The sequence below is a fragment of the Rudaea sp. genome (assembly GCF_036560865.1).
Taxonomy (GTDB): Bacteria; Pseudomonadota; Gammaproteobacteria; order Xanthomonadales; family Rhodanobacteraceae; genus Rudaea.
On sequence record NZ_DATBQK010000039.1, the window covers coordinates 1 to 26102 of the forward strand.

A 26102-nucleotide genomic window follows, 5' to 3' on the forward strand; every position below is an offset into this window, starting at 1 on the left:
GCCTTGCTCAGCAAAATCGCCGTGCGCGTTTCGAAATCCGGCGGATCGATCGCGACGGACAAACCCCAGCCTAGGCGCGACTTCAGGCGCGGCTCGAGATTGTCGACCTCCTTCGGATAACGGTCGCAGGTCAGGATCAGCTGCTGCTTGGCCTCGAACAGGGCGTTGAACGTGTGGAAGAACTCCTCCTGTGTGGAATCCTTGCCAGCGAAAAACTGAATATCGTCGATCAGCAGCGCGTCCACGGCGCGGAAACGGCGCTTGAAATCGTCCATGCTCTTGGTGCGCAGCGCCTGGATCATCTCGCGCACGAATTGCTCCGAACGCAGGTACATGACCTTGGTCGCCGGGTTGAGCGCGCGCATCAGATTTCCGGCGGCATGCATCAGATGGGTCTTGCCCAGACCGGTGCCGCCATACAGCAGCAACGGGTTGTAGGCGCGGCCCGGATTGTTGGCGACCTGCATTGCCGCGGCCTTGCCGAGCTGGTTCGACTTGCCTTCGACGAACGCGTCGAACGTATAGTGCGGATCCAGATTGGGCTCGAAGTCGTCGTGTTCGGCGGCCGTAGTGCCGTGCGTTGCGGACATGGAGGTACGCGGTGCCTTGCGCGGGCTCAAGGTGCCGACTTCGAGGCGCAGCTTCACCGGCGCGCCGTTCAGATGCTCCAGCACCTTGCCGATACGCGGCAGGAATTCGTTGCGTACGACATCCAGCGTGTATTCGTTCGGCGCCAGCAGGCGCAAGCCGTCGGCCTCCTGCGTCGCCTGCAGCGGCTTCAAATAGGTGTGCATGTCCTCGACGCTGAAATCGCCGTCCAGGCGTTCCAGGCAGCGGCGCCACAAATCACTCATCGGGAGGTTTCCGGAAAAATCTGCGCTCGAAAAAATGCGCCCGAGCGGCAGGCGAGTCTACGCCCGCGAACCCGCCGCGCCAAGCGGCGCCAACTTGACAGTGCTGCAGAAAATCCGTTATCGTTCCGCTTCTTTGCCCACGCGATTCATCACTGTCATGGCTACCAAGCGCACTTTCCAACCCGGCAATCTCAAGCACGCCCGCACGCACGGTTTTCGCGCGCGCATGAAAACGCCCGGTGGCCGCGCGGTGCTCAATGCACGTCGCGCCAAGGGCCGCAAGCACCTCGTCCCATAATTACCCACGCAGTCCGCGCGATGGCCGACTCGACGACGAGTCTGCGCTATCCGCGCGCTGCACGTCTGTTGCGGCCACAGGACTTCGCCGCGCTGCGCGGTTCCAGTGCGCATCTGAGTTTCCGTTTCGTCCGCTGCGAATACCGCGTGAACGATGCGGCGACTGCGCGTCTCGGTATGGCCGTGTCGCGTCGTGTGTCCAAGCTCGCGGTGGTGCGCAATCGCATCCGCCGGCAGATCCGCGAAAGTTTCCGCCTGCAACGTGCGCATCTGCCGGGTTGCGACGTACTCGTCATCGCGCGTCCTCTTGCAGCCGAACAGAACAACCATGCGCTGCGCGACGAACTCAATGCGCTGTGGAACAAGCTTGCCGCAGCCATCGCGTTGGCGAAGCAGCCGGAAACGGCATTGAACGATGGCGTGCCGACCGGCACAATGCGCGGCTCGTGAATCATCACGTTCATTGAATTCCTGGCATCGCGCCCTTACCCGCTGATGGCGCGATGTTGTTGCACGCGATCTTTATCCAAGCCTTGAGATTATGACCAGCACTCGCCCGGTATTGTTGTTTGCCCTGCTCTTCGTGGGCTATTTCATCTATGCCGCATGGCAGCAGGACTACGGTGCGAAGCTGGTGACGGTTCCCACCGCGTCGGCGCCAACGGCCGATGCACCAGCGACCACGACGCCAGCGGCCTCTGCTGCCGACATTCCCGCGCAGGTGACCGCCACCGCCACTGCAAGCGTGCCCGTGGCAGCGGAAGAAAAATCCGCGCCGACGATCGAAGTGCAAACCGATGTGCTGCGCGTCGCGATCAGCACCAGCGGCGGCAGTCTGGTGCGTGCCGACCTGCTCGCCTATCCGATCGATCCGAAGGACAAGACCCAGCCGGTGCGCCTGCTCGACGATGGCGCCGCGCACTTCTTTGTCGCGCAAAGCGGCCTGATCAGCAACGGCGCGCCCGCGCCGAGTCACAAGGCCGTGTTCAGCGCGCAGAAAAACAGTTACGCGCTGGCGGCCGGCGAAGACAGGATCGAAGTGCCGCTGACCTGGCAGGACGCGTCCGGCCTGTCGGTGCGCAAAGTATACGTTTTCACGCGCGGCAGTTATCTGATCGAGTCGCGCGAGGAAATCAGCAACGGCAGCAGCGCCCCATGGACCGGCAACGAATACCGGCAACTGCAGCGCGTGCCGCCGGTCGTGGCGAAAAGCGGCCTGTTCTCGCTCTACAACCCGGAGGCCTACGCGTTCGCCGGCGCGGCCTGGTACAGCCCGCAGGACAAGTTCCAGAAACTCGCCTTCGCCAAGTTCGCCGAATCCCCGCTCAAGCGCGAAGCCGCAGGTGGCTGGGCCGCAATGCTGCAGCACTACTTCTTCGCCGCGTGGATTCCGGCCGCGGGTGAAACCGACCAGTTCAGCACCGACGTGGTCCCGGTCGACGGCACGCCGCGCTATCTGATCCGCACGGTCTCGCCTGCCGTCACGGTGGCGCCAAACCAAAGCGCCACGATCGCGACGCGTCTGTACGTCGGGCCGAAACTGCAGAGCGAGCTGGCCAATATCGCGCCGGGCCTCGAACTCACCGCCGACTACGGCATTCTCACGGTGATCTCGCAGCCACTGCACTGGATACTCGTGCAGCTGCACAAGCTGGTCGGCAATTGGGGGCTGGCGATCATCCTGCTCGTCCTGCTGATCAAGCTCGTCCTGTACAAGCCGTCCGAAGCGCAGTACCGCTCGATGGCGAAGATGAAGCAGTTCCAGCCGCGCCTGCAGGCGCTCAAGGAACGCTACGGCGACGACAAGCAGAAGCTCAACGCCGCGACGATGGAGCTGTACCAGAAGGAAAAGATCAATCCGCTCGGCGGCTGTCTGCCGGTGCTGATCCAGATGCCGATCTTCCTCGGCCTGCTGTGGGTGCTGCAGGAGAGCGTCGAGTTGCGTCAGGCGCCGTTTTTCGGCTGGATCCAGAATCTGTCGGCGCCGGATCCGTTTTTCATCCTGCCGATCCTGAACGGCGTCGCGATGATGGCCACGCAATGGCTGTCGCCCTCGGCGCCCGGCATGGACCCGATGCAGGCGCGCATGATGAAGACCATGCCGCTGATCTTCGCCGTGATGTTCGCCTTCGCGCCCGCCGGGCTGACTTTGTACTGGACGATGAACGGCTGGCTGTCGCTGCTGCAGCAATGGATCATCACCCAACGCGTCGGCGGAGCGGCGAAAGCGAAGGCCTGAGATGGGCGCCGCTCGCGCCACAGTCGGCGAGACGATAGCGGCGATTGCGACCGCACCGGGTGCCGGCGGCATCGGCGTGGTGCGCGTGTCCGGTCCGCGCTGTGCGCAGATCGCGCAGGCGCTGACCGGGAAAACGCTAAAACCGCGCGTTTTCCACTTTGCGACATTTTTCGACGAGCATGGCGCCACGCTCGATCGCGGACTTGCGCTCTATTTCGCCGCACCGCGTTCGTACACCGGCGAGGACGTGCTCGAATTGCAGGCGCACGGCAGTCCGGTGCTGCTCGCAATGCTGCTGCGCCGCGTGCTGGCGCTCGGCGCGCGCGCCGCGCGGCCGGGCGAATTTTCCGAGCGCGCATTCGTCAACGGCAAACTCGATCTGGCCCAGGCCGAAGCGATTGCCGACCTGATCGCGAGCGGCTCCGAAGCGGCCGCGCGCGCGGCAATGCGCAGTCTGGAAGGCGACTTTTCCGCAGCCGTCGGCCGTGTGTTCGACGCGCTGGTGCGCGTGCGCGCCTGGCTCGAGGCCGCGCTGGATTTTCCCGAGGAAGAAATCGATTTTCTGAGCGCGCCGCAACTGCTCGATGACCTGACCGCGCTGCAGACGCAAACCGCTGAGCTGCTCGCGGCAACGCGCCGCGGCGTGCTGTTGCGCGACGGCTTGCATGTGGTCATCGTCGGCCGCCCGAACACCGGCAAATCCAGCCTGCTCAATGCGCTCGCGCAAAGCGAACGCGCGATCGTCACCGCGATCGCAGGCACGACGCGCGATGTGCTGCGCGAAAGCGTGAATCTCGACGGCATTGGCCTGACCTTGGTCGACACCGCCGGACTGCACGTGTCGGCCGACGTGGTCGAGCAGGAAGGCATGCGCCGCGCGCGTGCGGAACTTGCTCGCGCCGACGTTGCGATTCTGGTTACCGACAGCGCGCACGCCGCAAGGGATGGCGGACTGTTGTACGAGTGTTCGACGACGGCGACGCGGCTGATCGTGCACAACAAGATCGATCTGAGCCGAGAAGGTGCGCGCGTCGATGCAAGCAGCGACGCCGAGATCCATCTTTATCTTTCCGCGCGCAGCGGTGCCGGTCTGGATTTGTTGCGCAGTGAGCTGGCACGCCTGGCCGGACGCGGCGAGGGCACGCAGGGCGCGTTCAGTGCGCGCACGCGCCATGTGCAGGCGTTGCAGGAAACGGCGGCGCATCTCGAAGCGGCGCGCGCGCATCTGCAAGCGCGCGTCGGCGAACTCGCTGCCGAGGAATTGCGCCAGGCGCAGCGCGTGCTCGGCGAAATCACTGGCCAATACACGAGTGACGATCTGCTCGGCGCGATATTTTCCTCATTTTGCATCGGCAAGTAAGAGCGCCTAAGCTCAAGGTCCTTCCAGACTCGGCTCGGCTCAACTGCTGCGATGACGAGCAAATTCAATCCTGCGCGCCGCGACCTTCTCAAGTACGGCGCGCTTGCCGCGGGCGGCTTTGCGCTGTGCCGCGGCGCGCACGCGGCGGCTGCCGCACGCACAGCACCGCCGCTTAGCGAGCTCGGCTACGCCCAGGTGCAACTCGCGCCCGGACCGCTGGACAGCCAGGCGCGCGAGAACCATCGTTTCGTCCTCGATCTGAACGAAGACGCACTGCTCTATCCGTTTCGCAAACGCGCCGGCCTCGCTGCGCCCGGCCACGATCTGGGCGGTTGGTACGGCACCTACGAATTCGCCCCGGGTGCAACCTTCGGCCAATGGATGTGCGCGCTGGCGCGCTATCACGCGATCACGGGCGACTCGGCGACGCGCGACAAAGTCGCTCGTCTGGTACGCGGCTACGCGGCCACGATCGATGCACGCGGCAAGTTTTTTCAGAACAACCGCTTCCCTGCGTACACCTACGACAAATTGGTCGGAGGACTCGTCGATGCGCAGCGGCTCGCAAACGACAACGCCGCGCTGGCTACGCTGCGGCACACGACGCAAGTAGCCGAGCCATACCTGCCGCCGCACGCGATGCCGCGCAACGAGCATGCGCAGCCGGGCGAAGATTTCAGCCAGCACGCCTGGGACGAAAGCTACACGCTACCGGAAAATCAATTCCTCGCGTTCGCCTTGACCGGCGATGCGCGTCATCGCGTGCTCGCGCAACGCTTTCTCTACGACGACTTTTTCCTGCCGCTCGCGCGCGGCGAGAATGTGTTGCCGGGCAAGCACGCCTACAGCCATGTCAACGCGCTGAGTTCCGCCGCGCAGGCCTATCTGTCGCTTGGCACGCGCAGTTATTTCGACGCCGCGCAGCAGGGCTTCGCGATGATCGATGCGCAAAGTTTTGCCACGGGCGGCTGGGGACCCGACGAACATTTCATCGAACCCGGCAGCGGCGCGCTTGGCGCGAGTCTCGCCGAGCAACACAAGAGTTTCGAAACCCCGTGCGGCGCCTATGCGCATTTCAAGCTGACGCGCTACCTGCTGCGCATCACGCGCGACTCGCGCTACGGCGACAGCATGGAACGCGTGCTCTACAACACGGTGCTCGGCGCTTTGCCGGTGCAGGCGGACGGTCGCGCGTTCTACTACTCCGACTACAGCCGCCGCGCGCAGAAGGGGTTTCATCCCGATCGCTGGCCCTGTTGTTCCGGCACCTTACCGATGGTCGCCGCGGACTATCGCATCAGCATGTGTTTCGCCGATGCGCAAGGCATCTACGTGAACCTCTACGTGCCCGCCCAGGTGAGCTGGCGCCAAGGCACTGCGGCCTGCCAGTTGTCGATCAGCACCGACTATCCGTATGCGAGCGCGATTGCGCTGACCGTGCACACGCCAGGCACGCAAACGTTTTCCGTAAATCTGCGCATTCCGGCTTGGGCGCAAGGCGCGAGTGTCAGCATCAACGGCAAGCGCAGCGCGCAAACACTCGAGCCCGGAACGTTCGCCGTGATTCGCCGCGAATGGCGATCCGGCGATCGCATCGAACTCGACTTGCCCTTGCCACTGCGTCTGCAACCCGTCGATGCCGAGCATCCGAACACGGTCGCCCTGCTCGCTGGTCCCCTCGTGCTGATGCGCGTGCTTGACGAAACACCGCCCTCGGCGGCCACCTCACTCACACGCGCCGCACTGTCGTCGGCAACGCGCAAGTCCGGCAGTGCGCACGAGTGGCACGCTGGTCAGGATGCGCAAACGATCGCGCTGCGACCCTTCATCGATATTCAGCAACAGACGTACACCGCGTACCAGGATGTGAGCGCTCCGGCATAAGCGCGATCAGCAAGGCTGGCGCACGATGTGGCAAACTGGCGTGCCAACATCTGCATTGAAGCCGGAAATGATCGAGTTGTACTACTGGCCCACGCCGAACGGGCACAAAATCACTCTGTTTCTCGAAGAAGCCGGTTTGCCTTATACGATCAAGCGCGTTGATCTCGGCAAGGGCGAGCAGTACGCGCCGGAGTACCAACGCATCGCGCCGAACAGCCGCATGCCGGCAATCGTCGACCACGCGCCAGCCGACGGCGGCGCGCCGATCAGCGTATTCGAATCAGGTGCGATTCTTCTCTATCTCGCCGACAAATCCCGGCAATTCATTCCGGCCGATGCACGCGGTCGTGTCGCCTGCACCGAATGGCTGTTCTGGCAGGGTTTCCGGCCTCGGACCGAAGGCCGGGCAGAGCGAGCACTTCAACCTCCACGCGGCGGAAAAAATTTCCTACGCGATCGATCGCTACACGCGCGAAACCACGCGTCTGTATGGCGTGCTCAACCGGCGCCTCGACGGACGCGAGTATATTTGTGGAGAAGAATATTCGATCGCCGACATCGCCTGTTATCCATGGATCGTGTCCTACGCCAAGTACAGCCAGAAGCTCGAGGATTTCCCGCATCTGCAGCGTTGGTCTGAAACGATCCGCGCGCGCCCGGCGACCGCGCGCGCCTACGCACAGGGCGATTTCCGCAAGCGGCAGGCGCAGTTGGGCGACGTGGAACGCAAAGTGCTGTTCGGCCAGGGCAAACCGGTGTGACGGAGTATCGACCATGCGCGGACTTGCGCTTTTTTTGATGATGATGGCGGCGGCAATCGCGACGACGGCGCAGGCCGCACAACTGACGATCGAGCGCATTTTCGACGGCAGCAGTCTGGCGGGACCGACGCCGATCAAGCTCAAGACTTCGCCCGACGGCACGCGCGTAACCTTTCTGCGCGCCAGGACCGACGATCAGAACACGTTCGATCTGTGGGAATACAACGTCAGGGCGAACGAGATCCGCCTGTTGGTCGATTCCGCGCGGTTGCAACCCGCGGGCGAGCAGCTCAGCGATGCGGAGAAGGCGCGGCGCGAACGTGCGCGCATCGCCGGGCACCACGGCATCGTCGATTACCAGTGGTCGCCGGATGGGAAAAAACTGCTTTTCCCACTCAGCGGTAAATTATACATTTACGATCTCACCGCACTCGGCGGCAAGGCGCTGCGCGCGCTGGACAGTGGCGGTGACGCACTCGATCCGAAAATCTCGCCGCACGGACATTTTGTCTCCTACGTGCGCGAACAGAATCTGTGGCTGATCGATCTGGCCGACGGCAAGGCGCGCCAGCTGACCCGTGATGGCGGCGGCACGGTGCACAATGGCGAAGCCGAGTTCGTCGCGCAGGAGGAAATGGCCCGGTTCAGCGGCTACTGGTGGGCGCCGGACGAGTCGGCGATTGCGTTCGAACGCTACGACGAGGCCAGGGTACCGATTGCGAAGCGCTTCGAGGTCTATCCCGACCGCACCGAAGTGATCGAGCAACGCTATCCCGCTGCGGGGCAGACGAATGTCGAGGTCAAGCTCGGTCTCGTCGCGCCGACCGGGGGTGAGGTGCGCTTTGTCGATCTGGGCGCCAACCCGGATATTTACCTGACCCGTGTGGACTGGCTGCCGGACGGCAAGCGGCTCAGCTATCAGCTGATGCAGCGCAATCAACAGCAGCTCGATCTGAATCTGGTCGACGCGAAGACCCTGACGCAGCGCACCCTGCTCAGCGAAACCAGTAAGACCTGGATCAATCTCAACGACGATCTGCATTTCCTGAGAAAGCAGAACGCATTCATCTGGGCCAGCGAGCGCAGCGGCTACAAACATCTGTATTTGTATACTCTGGACGGCAAGCTCCGGCATCCGCTAAGCGCGGGCACATGGAATATCGACAGTCTGCTCGGCGTCGATGAACGCCTCGGCCTGGTGTATCTCGACTCCAACCGCGATTTCGTCCCCGACCGGCAGGTCTACGCGCTCAAGCTCGACGGCAGCAGCGCCGATGCGCCGAAGCGCATCAGCCGCGGCGATGGCCAGCATGTCGCCGAGTTCACCCGCGATGCGGACTACTACATCGATACCTTTTCCGATCCGCAGACACCGCCGCAGGTCAGCCTGCGCAAGGCCGATGGCGCACTCGTCGCCTGGATTGAACGCAACGCGCTCGACGCGAAGCATCCGTACTGGCCGTATCGCGACGCGCATATCGTGCCCGAATTCGGCAAGATCCAGGCCGCCGACGGGCAGGACCTGTACTACCGCGTTTACAAGCCGCGCGGTTTCGATGCGGCCAGGCGCTATCCAGTGTTCGACTTTTACTACGGCGGTCCGCATGCGCAACTCGTCGCGCGCGGCTGGGTCGACTATTTCTGCGAATACATGGCGCAGCACGGCTACGTCGTGTTCACCCTCGATAATCGCGGCATGGCGCGGCGCGGCCGCCAGTTCAGCGACGGCATCTATCGCCAACTGGGCAAGCTCGAAGTGGAGGATCAGGTCGCCGGTATCGGCTGGCTGAAGGCGCAAGCCTTCGTCGATCCCGCGCGCATCGGCGTATTCGGCTGGAGCTACGGCGGCTACATGACCGCGATGCTGCTGGCCAAGGCGTCGAATGAGATCACGGCAGGCGTCGCGGTCGCGCCGGTCGTCAACTGGTCGCTTTACGATACGTTCTATACCGAGCGCTATCTGGACACGCCGCAGCACAATGCCGAGGGTTACGAACGCTCCAGCGTCTTGCATTGGCTCGATGGTCTCACGTCGCCGCTGCTGCTCATGCATGGCATGGCCGACGACAACGTGCTGTTTGCCAACTCGACCAAGCTGATGGCCGCACTGCAGGGGCGCGGCACCCAGTTCCAGCTGATGACCTACCCCGGCGGCAAGCACGGCTTGTCGACGCCGGCGATGAAGAAACATGCCTACCACGCGATCGCCGATTATTTCGACGCGCACGTGAAGGGTAAACAGTAAAAAAACCGGCGTTGCCGATCAGGGCAGTTCGCGCATCACGCCGCCGCGCCCGAGTATCTCCGACGCGTACCGATATCCGGCATCGATCGCGCGCTCGTAGGCGTGCCAGTCGAGCAGGCCGACGTTGTGCACCGGTGGCGTGAGCAGCAGGCTGGTCTGCGCGCGCCTTTCGATGCTCGCGGCTTCGGAGTTGACCATGCCGGCGCGCAGCAGGATGCCGAGGATGCCCGGGCGCAGCGGGCGTCCGCGCAGGCGTTGCAGCGCGAGGCGCCAAGCCGCGGGCAGCGCGTATTCCTCGACTCCGGCACGCAGCACCTCATCGGCGCCGATATCGACCGCGACGATCTCGCCGACCTGGCGTTCGCGCATCGGATCCACCGGCAGGTTGTTGATCACCGCGCCGTCGACGTAAACCTCGCCGTGGTGGAACACCGGTGGCAGCACGCCCGGTATCGCGCAGCCCGCGCGCAGCCACAACCACAGCGGGCCACTGCGATGCACGTGCGCGTGGCCGGCGGTGAGATTGGCGGTGACGCAATAAAACGGCAGGGCGAGATCCTCGATGTCGCGGGTGTCGAACTCGCGGCGCAACAGGCGCGAGACGCGCATGCCGCGGGTCAGGGATACAAAGGGAAATGTATAATCGCGCAGCGGGTAGCCGTCGACGAAGGCGCGCCGGTAATTCTCGAGCATCTCCTCGTGCGACCAGTCGGCAGCGACGCCGGCGCCGATGATCGCGCCGATCGACGTGCCGCCGACGCAGTCGATCTGCTGGCCGGCCTCGCGCAGCGCACGCACGACGCCGATATGCGCGAAACCGCGTGCGCCGCCGCCGGACAGCACCAGGCCGATGCTGCGCCCGGTGAGCAGGCGCGAGATGCGCTCGATGTCGCCGCTCCCGCGCACATGATGGTGCTGCGCGCCCCGCACCTCGCCGAGCCAGCCGCGCGCGCAGCCCCAGCGAATGTCGCCGGCATGCATCAGCACCAGATGGCGCGGCCGCAGATACTCGCGCTCGCCGCCGATGAAGTCCGCTTCGGGCCAGGCGCTCGGCGCCGTCGCAGCGTGCACCGGCAGCACGAAACAGTCGGCCTGACGCGCGCACTGCTCGCGCCATTCCGGCTGGCCGGCCTCGCCGACATAGAGCACGAAGCGATGGCGCATTTCGATCGCATTGAACCATTCGCTGTCTTGGCCACGCGCGTTCGCCGCGTCGATCAGCGCACAGTTGCCGTAGCGTTCGAGGGTGGCCTTGAGACTGCGCGCGAACGCCTGTCCGTCGACACCGGCGTCATGCGGCAGGATGGCGAAGGTGCGCGGCCGCGAATAACGGCGGTCGTCGTTGGGCAGCAGGTGGCGGCGCATCGCCACGCCCATCGAATGCATCATCGCGTCCGGATATTTCGTCACCAGACGGCGGAAACCCGCTTCGGGCAGGCGCAGCAATTCCGAATCGCGCAACGCGCGTACGAGGGCCGTGCGCGGAAGCTGCGCGATCAGACCGACTTCGCCGACAGTCTCGCCGACATTGACCATGCCTAGCAGACGCGGGTGGCCCTTGCCGCTGCTGCGATACGCGCCGAGGCTGCCGGACCTCAAGATGTACAGCGCATCGGCCGGATCGTCTTCGGCGAACAGCGCGGCGCCGCCAGCCAGCGCAATCCACTGCAGTTCGCCGGCCAGGTCGTCGATGGCGGCGGCATCGAGCGGACCGAACAGCGCGATCGTGCGCAGGAATGCGCGCATGTCGAACGGTTCAGCGCTGGGGAAGGTTTCGCTCACGGCAAGTTCCAGGCAGGCGTGCGAGCATGCTAGCGTAGGCGCCACTTGATTTACGCGCCGCAGCGCATCACGTTGGGTGTTCCAGCGATCGTCGTTGATCGCAGTTCTCAATTTTATTCAACAATCCTTGGTGCGATGACCCAAACCAATCCGCTGCTTGCCGCCTCCGCCCTGCCGGCGTTCGCCGAAATCATCCCTGCGCAGGTGCTGCCGGCGATCGATGCGGTGCTCGACGACTATCGTGCGCAGATCGCCGCCTTGGTCGCCGATCCGGCCTCGCGCACGTTCGCCAATACCATGCTGCCGCAGGAAGCGCTGGAAATGCGCCTCGAGCGTGCTTGGTCGCCAGTGTCGCATCTGCATGCGGTGAAGGATTCCGAGGCGCTGCGCGGGGCCTACGCGGCCGCGCTGGAAAAAATCACCGAACACGCGACCGAACTTGGCCAGAACCGCGAGCTGTACGCGGCGGTGAAAGCAGTCGCCGATGCCGCCGGCTTCGCCGTTCTGCCGCGCGCTGCGCGCACCCTGGTCGAACATGCGCTGCGCGATTTCCGTCTGTCGGGCGTGGCGCTCGAGGAACCGGCACGCTCGCGCTTCAAGGAGATCGCGAACACGTTGTCGCGCCTGTCCAATGAATTCGAAAACGCCGTGCTCGACGCGACCGAAGCCTGGTCCGAGCGCGTCGACGATGCGCGCCAGCTCGCCGGTATCGCGGACAGCGACCGCGCCTTGCTGCAGCAATACGCGCAGGAGGCAGGCCATGACGGCTGGCTGGTCACCTTGAAGCAACCGAGCGTGCAGGCGGTGCTGACCTACGCTGACGATCGCAGCTTGCGCGAGCGCGTGTATACGGCTTACCAGACGCGCGCATCGGATCAGGGTCCGCACGCGGGCAAGTACGACAACTCCGCGCGCATCGAGGAAATCCTCGCTCTGCGTCACGAAGCCGCGCGCTTGATCGGCTTCAACAATTCCGCGGAGGATTCGCTGGCGACCAAGATGGCCGGCACACCCGAGCGCGTGCTCGCGTTTCTGCGCGACCTGGGCGCGCGCGCCAAACCGGTGGCCGCACGCGAGCTCGCCGAGCTGCGCGACTTCGCGCGCGCCGAACTCGGCATTGCCGACCTGCAGCCCTGGGACGTGGGCTACGCCGCGGAAAAACTGCGCCTGAAGAAATACGCACTGAGCGACGAGGAATTGAAACCCTATTTTTCGCTGACCGCGGTGATCGACGGCCTGTTCGGTATCGTCGAGCGTGTGTTCGGCGTGCGCCTGGTCGCGCGCGACGGCGTCGAGGTCTGGCATCCTGATGTGCGTTTCTACGATGTGCTCGACGCTGATGGCCGCGTGATCGCCGGCGCTTTCGTGGACTTGTACAGCCGCGCGGGCAAACGCGGTGGCGCGTGGATGGGCAGCTGCCGCTCGCGCTATGCGGACGGCGCGCAAACACATCCGCCGATCGCGTACCTGGTGTGCAATTTCGCGCCGCCGACCAGGGACACGCCTTCGCTGCTGACCCACGACGACGTGATCACGCTGTTCCACGAATTCGGACATGGTCTGCATCACATGCTGACCGAGGTGGACCTGCCGAGCATCGCCGGCATCGATGGCGTGGAATGGGATGCGGTCGAGCTGCCCAGTCAGTTCATGGAAAATTTCGCCTGGCAGCGCGAGGCGCTGGCGTTGTTTGCCAAACATTGGCAAACCGGTGCGGAACTGCCTGACGAATTGTTCGCGCGCATGCTCGCGGCGCGGCATTTCCATGCCGGCCTGTTCCTCGTGCGCCAACTGGAGTTCGCCCTGTTCGATTTTCGTCTGCATCTGGAATTCGATCCGGCGCGCGGCGCGCGCATGCTGGACCTGCTCGGCGAAGTGCGGCGCGAAATCGCCGTAGTCATTCCGCCGGCGTGGCAGCGCATGCCGCACGCGTTCGCGCATATTTTTGCCGGCGGCTATGCGGCGGGCTATTACAGTTATCTGTGGGCCGAGCTGCTCTCGGCGGATGCGTTCGCACGTTTCGAGGACGCCGGCGTGTTCGATCGCGCCGCGGGCGATGCATTCCGGCGCAGCGTGCTCGCGGTCGGCGGCTCGCGGCCGGCGCTCGAATCCTTCGTCGAATTCCGCGGCCGTGAACCGCAGCCGGAAGCGCTGCTGCGCAGTTACGGCTTGGCTGCGTGAAGCGGACAACCCTGCCGAATCAGGATTGAAGAGACGATGAAAATCGCCAGCTGGAACGTCAATTCGCTCAACGTGCGCCTGCCGCATCTGCGTGACTGGCTTGCGAGCGCGCAGCCGGATGTCGTCGCGCTGCAGGAAACCAAGATGGAGGACGCGAAATTTCCGGCCGACGAAATCGCCGCGCTCGGTTACGCCTGCGTCCATTCCGGGCAGAAGACCTACAACGGCGTGGCGATTCTCGCGCGCGGCGAACCGCCGCGAGACGTAATCACCGATATCCCGGGTCTCGACGATCCGCAGCGGCGCATCCTGATCGCGACGATCGGAGACATACGCGTCGTCGACCTGTATGTGGTCAACGGCCAAGCAGTCGGCAGTGAGAAGTATACTTATAAACTCGACTGGCTGAGCAAGGTGCGCGCGTTTCTCGCCGAGGAAATCCGCCGCCATCCGAACCTCGTCGTGCTCGGCGATTTCAATATCGCGCCCGACGACCGCGACGTGCACGATCCGGCGATCTGGCACGAGCAGATTCTGTGTTCGATGCCCGAACGCGATGCGTTGAAAGCCCTGCTCGCGCTTGGCCTGCACGACAGCTTCCGTCTGTTCGACGAAAGCGCGGGCCAGTTTTCCTGGTGGGACTACCGGCAGGGCGCCTTCCGCCGCAACCTCGGCCTGCGCATCGATCTGATTCTCGCGAGCGAAGCCTTGCGCGCGCGTTGCCGCGCCGCTTCGATCGACCGCGTGCCGCGCACCTGGGAGCGGCCGTCCGATCACACGCCGGTCGTGCTCGAGCTGGAATAGAAAGTGCGTCCGTGGCTGGCCGCTTTTTGATCTTCGCGATCACGGGCAATGGCATTAGAATTACGCGGTGACCGATTCCATCCCCGATCTTGCGCAACAAACCGAATGGCCGAGCGAACTCGACGATACCGAGCTCGAGGAGCTCGACCAGTTCCTGCGCGCGCACGCTGGTGAGGAGCATCTCCTGCTCGACGGTGTGCACGGCCTGCTGACGGCGGTGGGCATCGGCCCGGAAAAGATCGCGCCCGACGAATGGCTGCCGGAAATCCTGCACGAGCCGTTCGCCGACGAGGACGAGGGCCGGCGCGTTTTGGAACTCCTCGCGCGCCTGAACGAAAGCGTCGAACTCGAAGTGGAAACGGACAACTATGAACCGATCCTCGGCGAAGTCGATCTCGACGACGGCGACACCGCGCTGAGTGCGCTGGGCTGGTGCGAGGGATTCTCGCGCGGGGTGGACTTGCGCGCGCGCCTGTGGGAATCGCGTCTGGGCGCCGATTCGCACCTGACCGAACTGCTCGGGCCGATCATGGCGCTCGCGGTTGAGGAAGGCGTGTTCGCCACCGATGCGGATTTCGCGCCGCTGTCCGAGCAGGAATACGACGAGTGCCTCGCGCAACTGCCCGGCGCGGTCAGCGCGGTTGCGCACTACTGGAACGAAGCGCCGCTGACGCCGGAAGAATTGAACGGCCCTGGCGGCGACGCCGGGGAAAACGCCAACCTGAAACGCAAGCGCGGCGGACGCTGGGTGCACTAGCGCCCAGCGCATTCGCAGTTGGCGTGAGGCCGGCGCGAACAGGAATCCCGTTCGCGCTCATGCGCGCCGCTAGCCGCGATTGCGGCCCGGCTTGTATTCCACAAGTATACTTTCGACCTGCGGCGCGATTTCATGCACCGCTTCCTCGGCCTGATCCTTCGCCGACAGCGCGGTGAAATTCACGTTCTCGCTCCAGCCGGAGCCGAGCTTGTGCTGGCCGTGCACGGCGTAAACGTTGACGTTGAGCTGAGCGGTATTCATCGTGTCGTTCTGGCCGTAATACGAAATATTCTGTGCGCCGACCGGGCGCGCATGCACGACCACGACCGCGTCGACGCGGCCGCCGTTGGCCAGCATTTCCAGCAGGCCGGCGATGTTCGGGCGCTGGCCGCCGATGAAGCGTTCGGCGCGCGGCATCATTTCCGCGTCGAGCAACCGATAGCCGTGATGCGCAAGCGCGCGTTCGATCGCGTGTCCGGCCGGCTCGGAGACCGCGACATCGCCGCCGAACAGCACGGCGATGGTCGGCACATGCGGTCTGGGCGGCGCCGTGGCGGGCGGCGGTGTCTCGATGCGCGCGACCTGTGGCCCTGGCGTGGCCGCTTTGGCGGCTTGCGCGGCGGCGAGTCCCTTGAGCGGCTCGACCTCGGAGGCGCGCGGCGCGGGACCGGCGGCCGTGTCGTGCGCAGTGGGTGGCGTTGCGCTGGCGGTCAGTGCGGTCGCTGGCGCACTTGCGCCGGTCGGTGCGGCGGATGCGGGTGGCGACGTGGAAGTTGTCAGACTTGCTGTATTGCTCGCCACGTTCGCTGCTGCTGCGGCTGGCTCGGCAACCGGCGGCGCGGGAGGTGCAGCGGCAGCAGTCGGGGTCGCTGGCGTCGGTGCAGGCACAACGGTTTGCGCGGTCGCGCTCGTAGTCGCGGCGTTGCCAGTCGCATCGGACGTCGCGGCGCTGGCTGTCGTCGCGGGTACCGGAGTCGTGGCCAGCGGCTGCGCTGCAGCGACCTCGGCACTCGGCAGCCATTGCTGGAGGAACGGAATCTGATCGCGATACGCCCAGGCGCCGCCGCCCAGGCCAAGGACAAGCAGGGCGGCAATCGCGAGCGGCACGGCGGACGAGCGTTTCGCCGGCGGTGTCTGGCGTTGCAACACCGACTCATGCGCAGCGGGAGACGCTTCCGCGGCTGGCGTGTACAGCGGTTGCGCGCGCGACGCCACTGCCGGCACCGATTGCGCGCGTGGCGTCGGCGTGGTGCTCGGCAGCGTGCCCTGGCCGGAAATGGGCGTTTTCATGCCGATCATGGTGGCCGCCGCCGCCGAAGGCTGGGTCTGCAATTTGAGCGTGCCGCCCGCGGCGAGCAGCGGATGGCGCGCGAGATCGGCGACCAGCTCATGGCAACTCTGGTAGCGATCGTGCGGATCCTTGGTGATCATGCGCGCAAGGATGCGCGACAACTCCGGATCGACCTCGTGATTGAGCGTGCACACGTCCGGGATTTCCGCCTTGACCACCTCGAGCATGAGGCCGAGCGGCGATTCGTCGGTGAACGGCATGCGCCCGGCGAGCATCTCGAACAACACGATGCCGAGCGAGAAGATATCCGAGCGCTGATCGACCGGCTTGCCCAGGCAGACCTCGGGTGACAGATAGCCGGGTGTGCCGACGAATTCGCCGGTCGAGGTGAGCTTCTTCGAGAAATCCTGGGTCGACAGCGCGATGCCGAAGTCGGCGATCTTCACGTTGCCGCGGCTGCCGATCATGATATTGCCGGGCTTGATATCGCGATGGATCACGCCGCGATCGTGCGCGGTGGCCAGGCCCAGTGCGGTCTGGTAGACGATGCGTGCGGCCTGATCCGGGTGCAGCAGGCCTTCGCGCTTGAGCACCGAGCCGAGGGATTCGCCGTCGACGAATTCCATGACGAAGTAGGTCTGGCCCGCGTCGTCGCCGATGAAGTAGATCTGGATGATATGCGGATCGTTGAGCACCGCCATGCTGCGCGCCTCGCGCAGGAAGCGCTCCTTGACCGCCGCATCGTCGGCGAGCGAATCGGCGAGCACTTTGATCGCAACATAGCGATTCAACGACCCTTCGTAACCCTTGTAGACGACGCCCATGCCGCCGCGGCCGAGTTCGGCGACGATGTCGTAGTGGCCGAGTTGCTGTTTCATGACCCGCTCCAAGGCGATGTTCGCCCATAGACAAGTGGACAAATATTAGCACTGCGCGGCGCGCGCGGCCGTGCGCCGATTGGCGGGCGATGTGTGCACGGTCGGCAGCGTATGTGTGACTTGTCGCGCGCTTTGCCCCACGCAACCCCGCGATTGTCGCGGTCATCATGTCCACCTAGACTCGGCGCCACATGTCCGCTCCAGCTATCCAAATCGCAGCAACCGCGCCGCTCGACCCAGCGCCGATCGACGCGGCGTCGCCGGGACGCGGAAAACGCGCGCTGATCCCGGCCGATACGCCACGCTGGCTGCTGTTCGCGCTTGCGGCCTGCCTGCTCGTCGGTTTGCTGCGCATCGGCGCGCTGTACCTGCATACGCCGCTGATCGCGCTGGCCAACAGTTACGACGAGGTGCGCTACAGCGCATGTCTGGATCTTTACCCGGCGCGCGCAGTCATGGTTCCGCCGACCCGGAACAGCCCGCAAGCGCCGTACTCGCGCTACCAATTCATCGCCGCCGCGAACCCAATCTGTTACTGGTCGAGCGAACTGCTGTTTCAGGGCGCGGCCGCTGCGGTTTATCGCCTCGACGCGGCGCGCACCGGCGCGCGGGATTTTTCCGTGCGCTGGATCGGCGCGTTCAAGATCATCGCCCTGCTCGGCATCTGGCTGGCCTTCAGCGTGGCCTGGCTACGCCGGCGCGAGCCTTGGTCGGCGCTGGCCAACGGTCTGCTGTTGCCGATTCTGTTCGCCGATCCGGCCAATACGATTTACCTGAACACGTTTTATGCGGAATGGACCGCGATGCTGGCGCTGTATGCCGTGGCCGGCCTTATCCTGGTCCACGAAGGCAAGCCCGCGCGCGGACACGCGTTCGGCCCGCTGGCCATCGCCGCCTCGGCACTGGCGCTGTCCAAGATTCAGCACATCGTGCTGCCGCTGGGTTGCGCGGTGGCGATGCTGGCGATCGGACGCTGGCGCGACCGCGTATGGCTGTGGAAAGGCAAGGCCTTGTTGCTCGGGGCGCTGGTGGGCCTGGTCCTGCAAGTCGTGCAATTGCAGCGCGACAGCGAGGCGATCCGCGCGATCAACATCTTCAACCGGGCCGACGTCGTGTTCACGGCGCTGTTGCCGAACGCGCGCGATCCGGCGGCGACCGCGCGGCGTCTCGGCCTGTCGCCGCAGTGCCTGCAATACAGCGGTCTGCACGCCTGGCAGATGCCAGGTTTCCCCGCGGATCTGTGCCCCGAGTTGGCTGACGTGACACGCACGCGTGAGCTGCTCATCCTGCTGCGCGAACCCGACATGACCCTGCGCATCGGCTGGCATGGCTTGGTCGCGCTCAATCCCTGGCTCGCGCCGGGGCTGGGCTTGGTCGAGCGTGGCGATTTTGCGCGGCTGCCGCCCGGGTTCTTCTCGCTGAGCGCGCCCCTGTCCGCGCTGCCGCTGTTGCGCGTGCCGCTGTTCGGCGCACCGTTTCTGGCCGTGGCGCTGCTGCTGTGGCGTCAGCGCTGGCGCGCCTGGCCGCGCCTGCTCACGGTCAGCATGCTGACCGTCGTCGTCACCCTCGGCACACTAACCGTCACCGTGCTCGGCGACGGCCTCGCCGATGTCGCCAAGCAGGGCCACCTGGTCTACAACGCCGCGTTGGCATGGTGGATCGCGACATTGGTCGTCGCCGCGCGCACGTTGCTGGCGCGCTGGCGCAGGCGCGTATCCAATCAAACGCCCTGAATGCCGTCGATTTCGATCAGCAATTCGCTGCGGCAGATATCGCCGCGCAGCAGCAGCAGAGGCGTGTCCGCGGGCAGGCGCGCGGCAAGCTGCGCGCGCGCGGCCGCGATATCCGCATCGCGGCGCACATACACCTTGAGCAGGCAATTGGCGCCGAAGCGCGCGCCGGGCTCGATGTGCGCGGCGGCGAGCAGGCTGTCGATATTGGTCAGCGTTTCGTCGATCTGCGCGCCGACATCCTCGCGATGGTGCGAACGATGGCCGACGATCGCGGCGGTACCGGAAATGTATACTTGTGCCATCGGCGTCGGCGCGCGCATCGCGCGCGCGAAGTTCGGCGCATGCGGGCCGTACTCGCGCGGATAGCGCCACGCGCTGACTTGGCGCGGATTTTCCAGGGCTGTGCCGGCGCTGCGCGCCGCGAGCCAGTACATCTGCAGCACACGGCGCCCATCGCGCACGCCGATCGCGGTCGCTGCCGGATAAGCGTCGACGAAGCCGGGCGTCAGCCCGGCGGCGCGGCCGCTGCAGAAGCGGCGATAGCGCTCGGCGTCGCCGTTGCCGAGATTGATCGCGTCCAGATAGTTCCAGATGCGCAGCACATGCGGCGTCGGACTCGCCGCCAACCAGGCGACGAGGCTGCGATACGCGGTCGCGGCGGCACCATCGATATCGCCGTGGCGCGCCTCGTCCAGTTCGATCACACCGAACGCGTAGTCGCCATCACTCGCCCAGCGCAACTCCCCCGCGCGCGCCGTCGTCACCGTACCCTGCGCGCGCCAGACCTCGAATGCTGCAGCACCGACCGGTTGCAAGGCGACATGCAGATAGCGCGCATCGCCATGCGTCGCCGGTGCGCTGTCGCCGAAACCGACCACCGCGAGCACATCGGTCTGCGCGAGCAACGCGTCGAGCGCGTTCGCCGCGGACCCTGACGCATAGCACACGCGCAGCGAGGCCAGAGCAGCGGTTGTGGCGAGTGGTCGTGCTGGTGTTGACGGACTGAAGATTTGCGGCTGGGTCATTGCATCGTGGGACAGGCGAAAGCGGCCTGCATGATACACTGCGTGGCCGTTGCGGCCGTCAGGCGCGGCCGTCACTCGCGCATGAGGAAAAGCAGATGACGAAACAAACCGGCGCGGAACACGAGCTCGCTCAACTTATCGTGAGCAGTCTCAATCTCGAGCACGTGCAAGCCGCCGACATCGATCCGGACAAGCCCCTGTTCGGCGCCGAATCGGGCCTGGATTCGATCGACGCGCTCGAGCTCGCGCTGGCTGTGTCGAAACGCTATGGTTTTCAGCTGCGTTCGGACAACGCCGACAACAAGCGCATTTTCTCCAGCTTGCGCGCCCTCGCGGCACATATCGAACATCAGCGCGCTGCCTGAGCTTGCGCCCGCCTGCGATGCGCGTTTCTGCCTGGTTTGTCGTCCTCGCGCTGGTCGTGCTCGGTGAGGTTCTGCACAACGAAACCATCGCCGTCGCCGCCGTTCCGGTCGTGCTGGCCGTACTCTGGCTGACCTCGCCGCACGCCTTGCGCGGCACCATCCTCGTCGTCGCGGTGTGCGCAGCGATCCTGCTGATCGCCGGGGGCGCTGGATGCATGATCGATTCCTTGCCCGCGCTGGTCGCGTCGCTGGTCGGCTGGGTGTTCGCACGCAGTCTGCTGCACGGGCGCACGCCGCTGATCGCGCGCGCGATCGCTGCGATCGACGGTGCGCAGCAGCTGGACGACGCGGCTGTGGCGCGCTACGCCGTGCGTTTGACATTCATGTGGGCGATCTATCAAGGCGTGCTCGCACTCGTCGGTACGCTGTGTGTAGCGCACGCGCACGGTGGGCTGGCAGCGATCGCGCTGCCGTCGCCGGGCATGTTCGGCGCGATGCTGCCGCTCGCGGTCGCCGCCTTGTTCCTCGGCGAATTCGCGTTGCGACCGCTGCTGATTCCGCAGGCGCCGCGCCGCGGGCTGTTCGCGTTTCTGCGCGACTTGGTGCGTGTCTGGCCGGATTTGATCGAGGACTGATGGCGATGTGCGCGGCGAGCATCCAGTCCAAGCACGTCGCGCGTTGAAGTTCGCTGCGGCTTGCATTTCGACGCACATCCGCGAAGATGCGGCGCTATGAACCCGGCCCACATGTCCGAGAATTTCCGCATCGGCAGCGATCATCCAGCGCTGCCCGGACATTTCCCGGGCCGGCCTGTGGTGCCGGGCGTCGTGCTTCTCGATCGCGTCACCGCTGCGCTGGAGCGTTGGCGCGGCCAGCGCATCGCCACGCTGCCGCAGGTAAAATTTCTCGCGCCGCTGTTGCCCGAAGAAGAGGCCGAATTGCGTCTCGATGACGATGGAAAAAGTGTACATTTCAGCATTTTGCGCGGCGGCATGTTGATCGCCAACGGCATTGTCACGCTGGCGCCGACACCAGCCGCCGCATTCGGAGCGAGCGCGTGAGCGCGCAATGGCACGAGCGCCGCGAGACCAGCAGTCGTTTCACGATCTGGCTGCTGCTCACGGCCGGCCTCCGGCTCGGGCGCGGCTTCATGCGCGCGGCACTTTATCCATTGGCACTGCTGTTTTTCCTGCGACGTGCGCGCGAGCGTCGCGATTCGCGCGCGTTCCTCGATCGTGTACTCGCACATCCCGCGCGCAACCGCGACGTCCTGCGGCATATCCGCAGCTACGCGCAGACGATGCTCGACCGCGTGTTCCTGCTCAACGACGCAAATCTCGCACGCTTCGACGTACACGTGCGTGGCCTCGACCAACTCGAAGCCGAAGTGGCGCGCGGGCGGGGCGTGCTCCTGCTCGGCGCGCATCTCGGCAGCTTCGAGGTGCTGCGCGCGCTGACCCTGCGCAAGCCCGATCTGCAGCTGCGCGTGGTCATGGATCTGCAGCGTACGCAAGTGCTCAACGAACTGATGCACGCGCTTAATCCGGGCATCGCCGCGAATGTGATCGATGCGGGCGGCGATCCCGGCGCTCTGGCGCTCGCCCTGCATGAGGCCGCCAGCCAAGGGGCGCTGATCGGCCTGCTCGCCGATCGTGCGCGCGCGGGCGAGGCGACTGCGGCGGCGGATTTCCTCGGCGCGCCGGCCTATTTTCCGACCGCGCCGTACCTGATCGCCTCGATGCTCGATCTGCCAGTCGTGCTCGCTTTCGGCATCTATCGCGGCGCCAGTCGCTACGATCTGCATTTCGAGATTTTTGCGCAAAGTATAAAAATTGCACGAAGCGACCGACCCGCTCAATTGCAGAAATGCGTCGCACACTACGCCGTGCGGCTCGAACACTACGTGCGGCTTTATCCCTACAACTGGTCCAACTTCTATGATTTCTGGCATTGTCCTGCTGAGCGGCCTGCTGCTCGCCGCGAATCCGCCGCCAGCGCCCGCTGATTCGGTGGCGCCCGAAACGGTCGCGCTGATCGCCAGTCTGCGCCGCCCCGCGCCGGCCGATACGGCGTATACCGAGGTGCGTTTCGTGCGCATGCTGCGGCGCCCGTTGGTGCTGCGCGGCGAGCTGCACTATGGCGGCAGCGACCAACTCGGCAAACGCGTCGACACGCCATATCGCGAGTCGACCACGATTGCCGCCGGCGAAGTCACGGTGCAGCGCGAAGACAAGCCCGTGCGCAATTTTTCGCTCGAGCGTGCACCCGAATTGCAGGCCCTGCTCGCGAGCTTCAGCGCCCTGCTCGGCGGCGACGCGGCCGCGTTGAATCAGTACTACGCGATCGCGCTGCAGCGCGCCGGTGTCGATTGGCGGCTGACACTCACGCCACGCAGCTCCGCGCTGGCCAGGCAACTGCACGAAATGATCGTCGACGGCCGCGACGCCGACACGCGCTGCTTCAGCCTGCACGAAGCCGACGGCGATGCGAGCGTAATGCTGCTCAGCGCGCTGGCCGCGACGAAGCTCGCAGATCCGCCGACACCGGCGGGCCTCGAATCTCTGTGCCGCGGCCAACCTTGAACGCACGCGCCATTGTCTGGCTGCTGGCCTGGCTGATCGCCCTCGCTGCGCTTGCGTTCGGCGTGCAGCGCAGCTTGGTGCTGAGCAGCGATCTGCGCAGCTTCATGCCGCCGGCGCAGACTGCGGATCAGAAACTGCTGCTCGATCAAATCGGCGAAGGCCCGGTCTCGCGTCTGTTGCTGCTGGCGATTGCCAATACGCCTGCCGAGCGGCTTGCCGCAGCGAGTCGCGGGCTCGTGGTGGCGCTGCACGACGACGCACATTTCGCGCGCGTGCTCAATGGTGAAGCCGACCTGTCCGCACTCGACCCGGCACTGTTGCCGTATCGCTTTCTGCTTTCGCCGACCCTGGATACGACCACGTTCGATGCCGTCTATCTGCGCGACGAATTGCAGCAACGCGTCGACGATCTCGGCTCGCCCGCGGCGACGATGTTGAAGCCGCTGCTGCCGCGCGATCCGACTCTGGAAACGCTCAAGCTCGCGCAGCGCTGGATGCCGCTGCACTCGCCGCAACTGCGTGACGGCGTCTGGTTCGCACCCGATGGCTCGGCCTTGCTGCTCGCGGAAACGACTGCGGCCGCCTTCGATCCCGCCGCGCAAGGCGCAGCGATTGCGGCGTTGCAGTCGGCATTCGCTGCGTTGCCCGCGCGTGGCAATGCGCACCTGAGCATCAGCGGTCCGGGGTATTTTAGTGTCGTGGTCAACGCCAACACGCGCCGCGAGGCCGAGTGGCTGAGCGGCTTCGGCACGTTCGCGTTCGCGCTGCTCCTGCTCGCGGCCTATCGCAGTCTTGGCGTGCTCGCACTCGCCGCACTGCCGATCGCCAGCGGCGCGCTGGTCGGTATCGCCGCCACCGCGCTGGCATTCGGCCCGATCCACGGCATCACGCTCGCATTCGGTTTCACCCTGCTCGGCGTCGCGCAGGAATATCCGATCCGTTGCCTGAGCCACCGGCGCGCGGGCGTGAGCGCACAGGAAAGTTTGCTCGGCGTCTGGCCGCTGCTGCGCCTCGCCATCGCGTCCGCGTGCATCGCCTATCTGGCGTTTTTCGCCTCAGGTGTGGCCGGCTTGCAGCAGCTGGCGGTGTTCACGATCGCCGGCCTGCTCGTTGCCGGCCTCGTCACGCGTTATCTGCTGCCGCAGGTATTGCCTGTGCGTTTTCGCGATGTCGCGCAGTCCGCCTGGCTGGAACGATTGCGCCTGCGACTCGACGCGCTGCCGCGCCTGCGCTGGGTGCCGTGGAGCCTGCTGCTGCTCGCCGGCATCGTGCTCTGGTCGGCGCCGACGCCGTTCTGGCAAAACGACCTCGCCACACTGACGCCGGTTCCGCCAGCATTGCTCAAGCGCGAAGGCGAACTGCGCGCCGCGCTCGGCGCGCCCGACGTGCGCTATCTGCTGGTGATCGAGGCGCCGAGCGCGGACGGCGTGCTCGTCCTGTCGGAAAAAATTTCTGCACAAGTAGAAACGTGGATTTCTACAAAGTTGGTCGACGATGTCGAACTGCCGAGCCGCTATCTGCCGAGTATCGCCACGCAAACCGCGCGGCAGGCGAAACTGCCGGACCGCGCCACGTTGCAGGCCGCGCTCGATCAGGCGCAGCAGGATCTGCCATTCCAGCCCGGTCTGTTCGCGCCCTTCGTCGACGATGTCGAAGCCGCGCGCAGCCTGCCGCCACTGACCGCGCGGGCGTTCGGCGCCTCGCTGCTCGGCGCGCGCCTGCACGCGATGCTCAGCGAACGCGAGGGACATTGGTTTGCACTTGCCACCCTGAGCGGCGTGCACGATGCGGCGGCGCTGGCCGCGATTGCCGGTGCGACACGGGGCTCGGTGCGTCTGCTCGATCTGAAGGCCGCATCCGAATCGCTGGTCGCAAGCTACCGTGCGCGCATCGGCACCGCGTTGCTGGTCGCCTTGCTCCTGCTCGCGGCCACCGTCGCGATCGCATTCCGCGATCTCGCCCGTGCCTGGCATGTGATCGCGCCGATGTCGCTCGCAACCCTGCTCGTGCTGGCCGTGTTGCGCGGCAGCGGCGTGTCGCTGTCGCTATTCCATCTGGTCGCGCTCACACTCGCTGCCGGCCTCGGCCTGCACTACGCGTTGTTCTTCGAGCGCCGCGTCGACGATGCCGCCGAAGCGCGGCGCACGCTGCATGCGACCATCGTCTGTGTGCTCAGCGCGGTGCTGGTGTTCGGTCTGCTCGCGACCTCGAGCGTGCCCGTGTTGCGCGCAATCGGTGCCACGGTCGCGCTGGGTGTCGCATTTCATTTCTGCCTGTCGATCATCATGGCGCGAGACAAGGGGCTGAGGGCTGAGGGCTGAGGACGAGAAGCAAGATGTCGACGTGGTCGTACGAATTGATCCCGCATCGCGGCGCAATGCGTCTGCTGGACGAGCTGATCGTGTGGGACGACGTGCGCATCCACATGCGCACTGCCTCGCACGCGTGCGCCGACAACCCGCTGCGCAGCGACGGCCAGCTGCGCGCCGTGCATCTTTGCGAGTACGGCGCGCAGGCGATGGCCGTGCATGGCGGCCTGCTCGCGCAACGCGAGGGCGCGGTCGCCGCGCCCGGCCTGCTCGTTTCGCTGCGTGCCGTGCAGCTGTACGTCGCGCGTGTTGACGATCTGCCGGGCCCGCTCGGTGTCTACGCGGAAAAACTGCTCGACAGCGGCACGAGCTGGCAATACGCGTTCCGCATCGAGCATCGGGGGCAGTTGCTGGCCGAAGGCCGCGCCGCGGTGATCGCGGCGATGGGATAGTTAGACCGACGCATCCCGAAATGCGCGCAGAACGGTGTTGATTCGAGTCTGGTAGCCCGGTCCTTGCGCCTTGAACCACTCCAAGACGTCCTGATCGACGCGCAGCGATACCGCAGCCTTTGAAGGCAATGGACGAAGGCCGCGACGAACCATGCCGCGAACGATATGCCGAACATCGGCCTCGGGGTGGTCATTGGAGGGAACGGTCACGTCCGCCTTCGACTTGAGGCGCACCCAATCCGTTTCAGATTTAACGGTTTTGGATTTCATGGAAGTAGATTTGTGCTTCACGCTGCGTTGCCT

22 protein-coding genes and 1 pseudogene are annotated in these 26102 nt (G+C 65.3%); 18 read left to right on the forward strand and 5 right to left on the reverse strand.

All coding sequences use genetic code 11. The annotated features are described in order from the left end of the window. On the reverse strand, nt 1-854 hold an 854-nt coding region (locus tag VIE67_RS04720), incomplete at its 3' end, for a DnaA ATPase domain-containing protein (RefSeq protein WP_332023771.1). Between the two features lie 157 nt (nt 855-1011). Between VIE67_RS04720 and rpmH the strand changes: the two genes are divergently transcribed. The 7 genes and pseudogenes from rpmH (at nt 1012) to VIE67_RS04755 (ending at nt 9640) form a co-directional block, all read left to right on the forward strand. Then, the gene (rpmH, locus tag VIE67_RS04725) at nt 1012-1152 is read left to right on the forward strand and encodes a 50S ribosomal protein L34 (protein ID WP_332023811.1); all 141 of its coding nucleotides are present in this window, start codon (nt 1012-1014) and stop codon (nt 1150-1152) included. A 20-nt stretch (nt 1153-1172) separates the two neighbouring features. Further along, a complete protein-coding gene (gene rnpA / locus VIE67_RS04730) occupies nt 1173-1601 on the forward strand; it encodes a ribonuclease P protein component (RefSeq protein ID WP_332023773.1) in 429 nt (142 codons plus the stop codon). Nucleotides 1602-1692: 91 nt separating this feature from the next. Then, a complete protein-coding gene (gene yidC, locus VIE67_RS04735; RefSeq protein ID WP_332023775.1) occupies nt 1693-3390 on the forward strand; it encodes a membrane protein insertase YidC in 1698 nt (565 codons plus the stop codon). Between the two features lies 1 nt (nt 3391). Beyond that, nucleotides 3392-4750: a tRNA uridine-5-carboxymethylaminomethyl(34) synthesis GTPase MnmE gene (gene mnmE / locus VIE67_RS04740; RefSeq protein ID WP_332023777.1), complete on the forward strand. Its 1359-nt coding sequence runs from the start codon at nt 3392-3394 to the stop codon at nt 4748-4750. 51 nt (nt 4751-4801) lie between these two features. Next, nucleotides 4802-6634 (forward strand): beta-L-arabinofuranosidase domain-containing protein, encoded by a 1833-nt coding sequence (locus tag VIE67_RS04745; protein WP_332023779.1) that lies wholly within the window; start codon nt 4802-4804, stop codon nt 6632-6634. A 67-nt stretch (nt 6635-6701) separates the two neighbouring features. Beyond that, nucleotides 6702-7395: pseudogene (locus VIE67_RS04750) on the forward strand (glutathione S-transferase family protein). Nucleotides 7396-7408: 13 nt separating this feature from the next. After that, a complete protein-coding gene (locus VIE67_RS04755) occupies nt 7409-9640 on the forward strand; it encodes a S9 family peptidase (protein ID WP_332023781.1) in 2232 nt (743 codons plus the stop codon). An 18-nt stretch (nt 9641-9658) separates the two neighbouring features. Here VIE67_RS04755 and VIE67_RS04760 read toward each other — a convergent pair whose 3' ends face one another. Next, entirely contained in the window at nt 9659-11422 is a 1764-nt protein-coding gene (locus VIE67_RS04760) for a patatin-like phospholipase family protein (protein ID WP_332023783.1), read from the reverse strand. Nucleotides 11423-11557: 135 nt separating this feature from the next. Here VIE67_RS04760 and VIE67_RS04765 point away from each other — a divergent pair, with 135 nt between their 5' ends. The 3 genes from VIE67_RS04765 (at nt 11558) to VIE67_RS04775 (ending at nt 15164) form a co-directional block, all read left to right on the forward strand. Beyond that, a complete protein-coding gene (locus tag VIE67_RS04765; RefSeq protein ID WP_332023785.1) occupies nt 11558-13603 on the forward strand; it encodes a M3 family metallopeptidase in 2046 nt (681 codons plus the stop codon). 36 nt (nt 13604-13639) lie between these two features. After that, entirely contained in the window at nt 13640-14407 is a 768-nt protein-coding gene (xth, locus tag VIE67_RS04770; RefSeq protein ID WP_332023787.1) for an exodeoxyribonuclease III, read from the forward strand. 67 nt (nt 14408-14474) lie between these two features. Then, nucleotides 14475-15164 (forward strand): YecA/YgfB family protein, encoded by a 690-nt coding sequence (locus tag VIE67_RS04775; protein WP_332023789.1) that lies wholly within the window; start codon nt 14475-14477, stop codon nt 15162-15164. Between the two features lie 69 nt (nt 15165-15233). Here the strand turns inward: VIE67_RS04775 and VIE67_RS04780 are convergent, their stop codons facing one another. Next, entirely contained in the window at nt 15234-17333 is a 2100-nt protein-coding gene (locus tag VIE67_RS04780) for a serine/threonine-protein kinase (RefSeq protein ID WP_332023791.1), read from the reverse strand. A gap of 191 nt (nt 17334-17524) precedes the next feature. Here VIE67_RS04780 and wsfD point away from each other — a divergent pair, with 191 nt between their 5' ends. After that, entirely contained in the window at nt 17525-19066 is a 1542-nt protein-coding gene (gene wsfD / locus VIE67_RS04785; RefSeq protein ID WP_332023793.1) for a glycan biosynthesis hexose transferase WsfD, read from the forward strand. On the opposite strand, the gene VIE67_RS04790 is transcribed toward wsfD, so the two are convergent. After that, a complete protein-coding gene (locus VIE67_RS04790; RefSeq protein ID WP_332023795.1) occupies nt 19054-20091 on the reverse strand; it encodes a chorismate transformation FkbO/Hyg5 family protein in 1038 nt (345 codons plus the stop codon). The genes wsfD and VIE67_RS04790 overlap by 13 nt on opposite strands. Before the next feature lie 95 nt (nt 20092-20186). On the opposite strand from VIE67_RS04790, the gene apeE reads away from it, so the two are divergent. From apeE to VIE67_RS04825, 7 genes are all read left to right on the forward strand, one after another. Continuing rightward, the gene (apeE, locus tag VIE67_RS04795; RefSeq protein ID WP_332023797.1) at nt 20187-20456 is read left to right on the forward strand and encodes an ApeE family acyl carrier protein; all 270 of its coding nucleotides are present in this window, start codon (nt 20187-20189) and stop codon (nt 20454-20456) included. Nucleotides 20457-20473: 17 nt separating this feature from the next. After that, the gene (locus VIE67_RS04800) at nt 20474-21091 is read left to right on the forward strand and encodes a hypothetical protein (RefSeq protein WP_332023799.1); all 618 of its coding nucleotides are present in this window, start codon (nt 20474-20476) and stop codon (nt 21089-21091) included. Between the two features lie 111 nt (nt 21092-21202). Further along, nucleotides 21203-21517, forward strand: coding sequence for an ApeI family dehydratase (locus VIE67_RS04805; protein ID WP_332023801.1), 315 nt, complete (start codon nt 21203-21205; stop codon nt 21515-21517). Beyond that, nucleotides 21514-22461 (forward strand): lysophospholipid acyltransferase family protein, encoded by a 948-nt coding sequence (locus tag VIE67_RS04810; protein ID WP_332023803.1) that lies wholly within the window; start codon nt 21514-21516, stop codon nt 22459-22461. Before VIE67_RS04805 ends, VIE67_RS04810 begins: the two co-directional genes overlap by 4 nt. Beyond that, nucleotides 22394-23038, forward strand: coding sequence for a LolA-related protein (locus VIE67_RS04815; protein WP_332023805.1), 645 nt, complete (start codon nt 22394-22396; stop codon nt 23036-23038). The genes VIE67_RS04810 and VIE67_RS04815 overlap by 68 nt, the downstream gene beginning before the upstream one ends. Continuing rightward, nucleotides 23035-25359, forward strand: a complete 2325-nt coding sequence (locus VIE67_RS04820) for an MMPL family transporter (protein ID WP_332023807.1) — start codon at nt 23035-23037, stop codon at nt 25357-25359. Before VIE67_RS04815 ends, VIE67_RS04820 begins: the two co-directional genes overlap by 4 nt. A 14-nt stretch (nt 25360-25373) precedes the next feature. After that, nucleotides 25374-25799 carry a hotdog family protein gene (locus VIE67_RS04825; protein ID WP_332023809.1) on the forward strand — a complete coding sequence of 142 codons (426 nt, stop codon included), beginning with the start codon at nt 25374-25376 and terminating at the stop codon, nt 25797-25799. Here VIE67_RS04825 and VIE67_RS04830 read toward each other — a convergent pair. Next, a partial coding sequence (locus tag VIE67_RS04830; RefSeq protein WP_414707291.1) for a BrnA antitoxin family protein occupies nt 25800-26102 on the reverse strand: 303 nt, incomplete at its 5' end.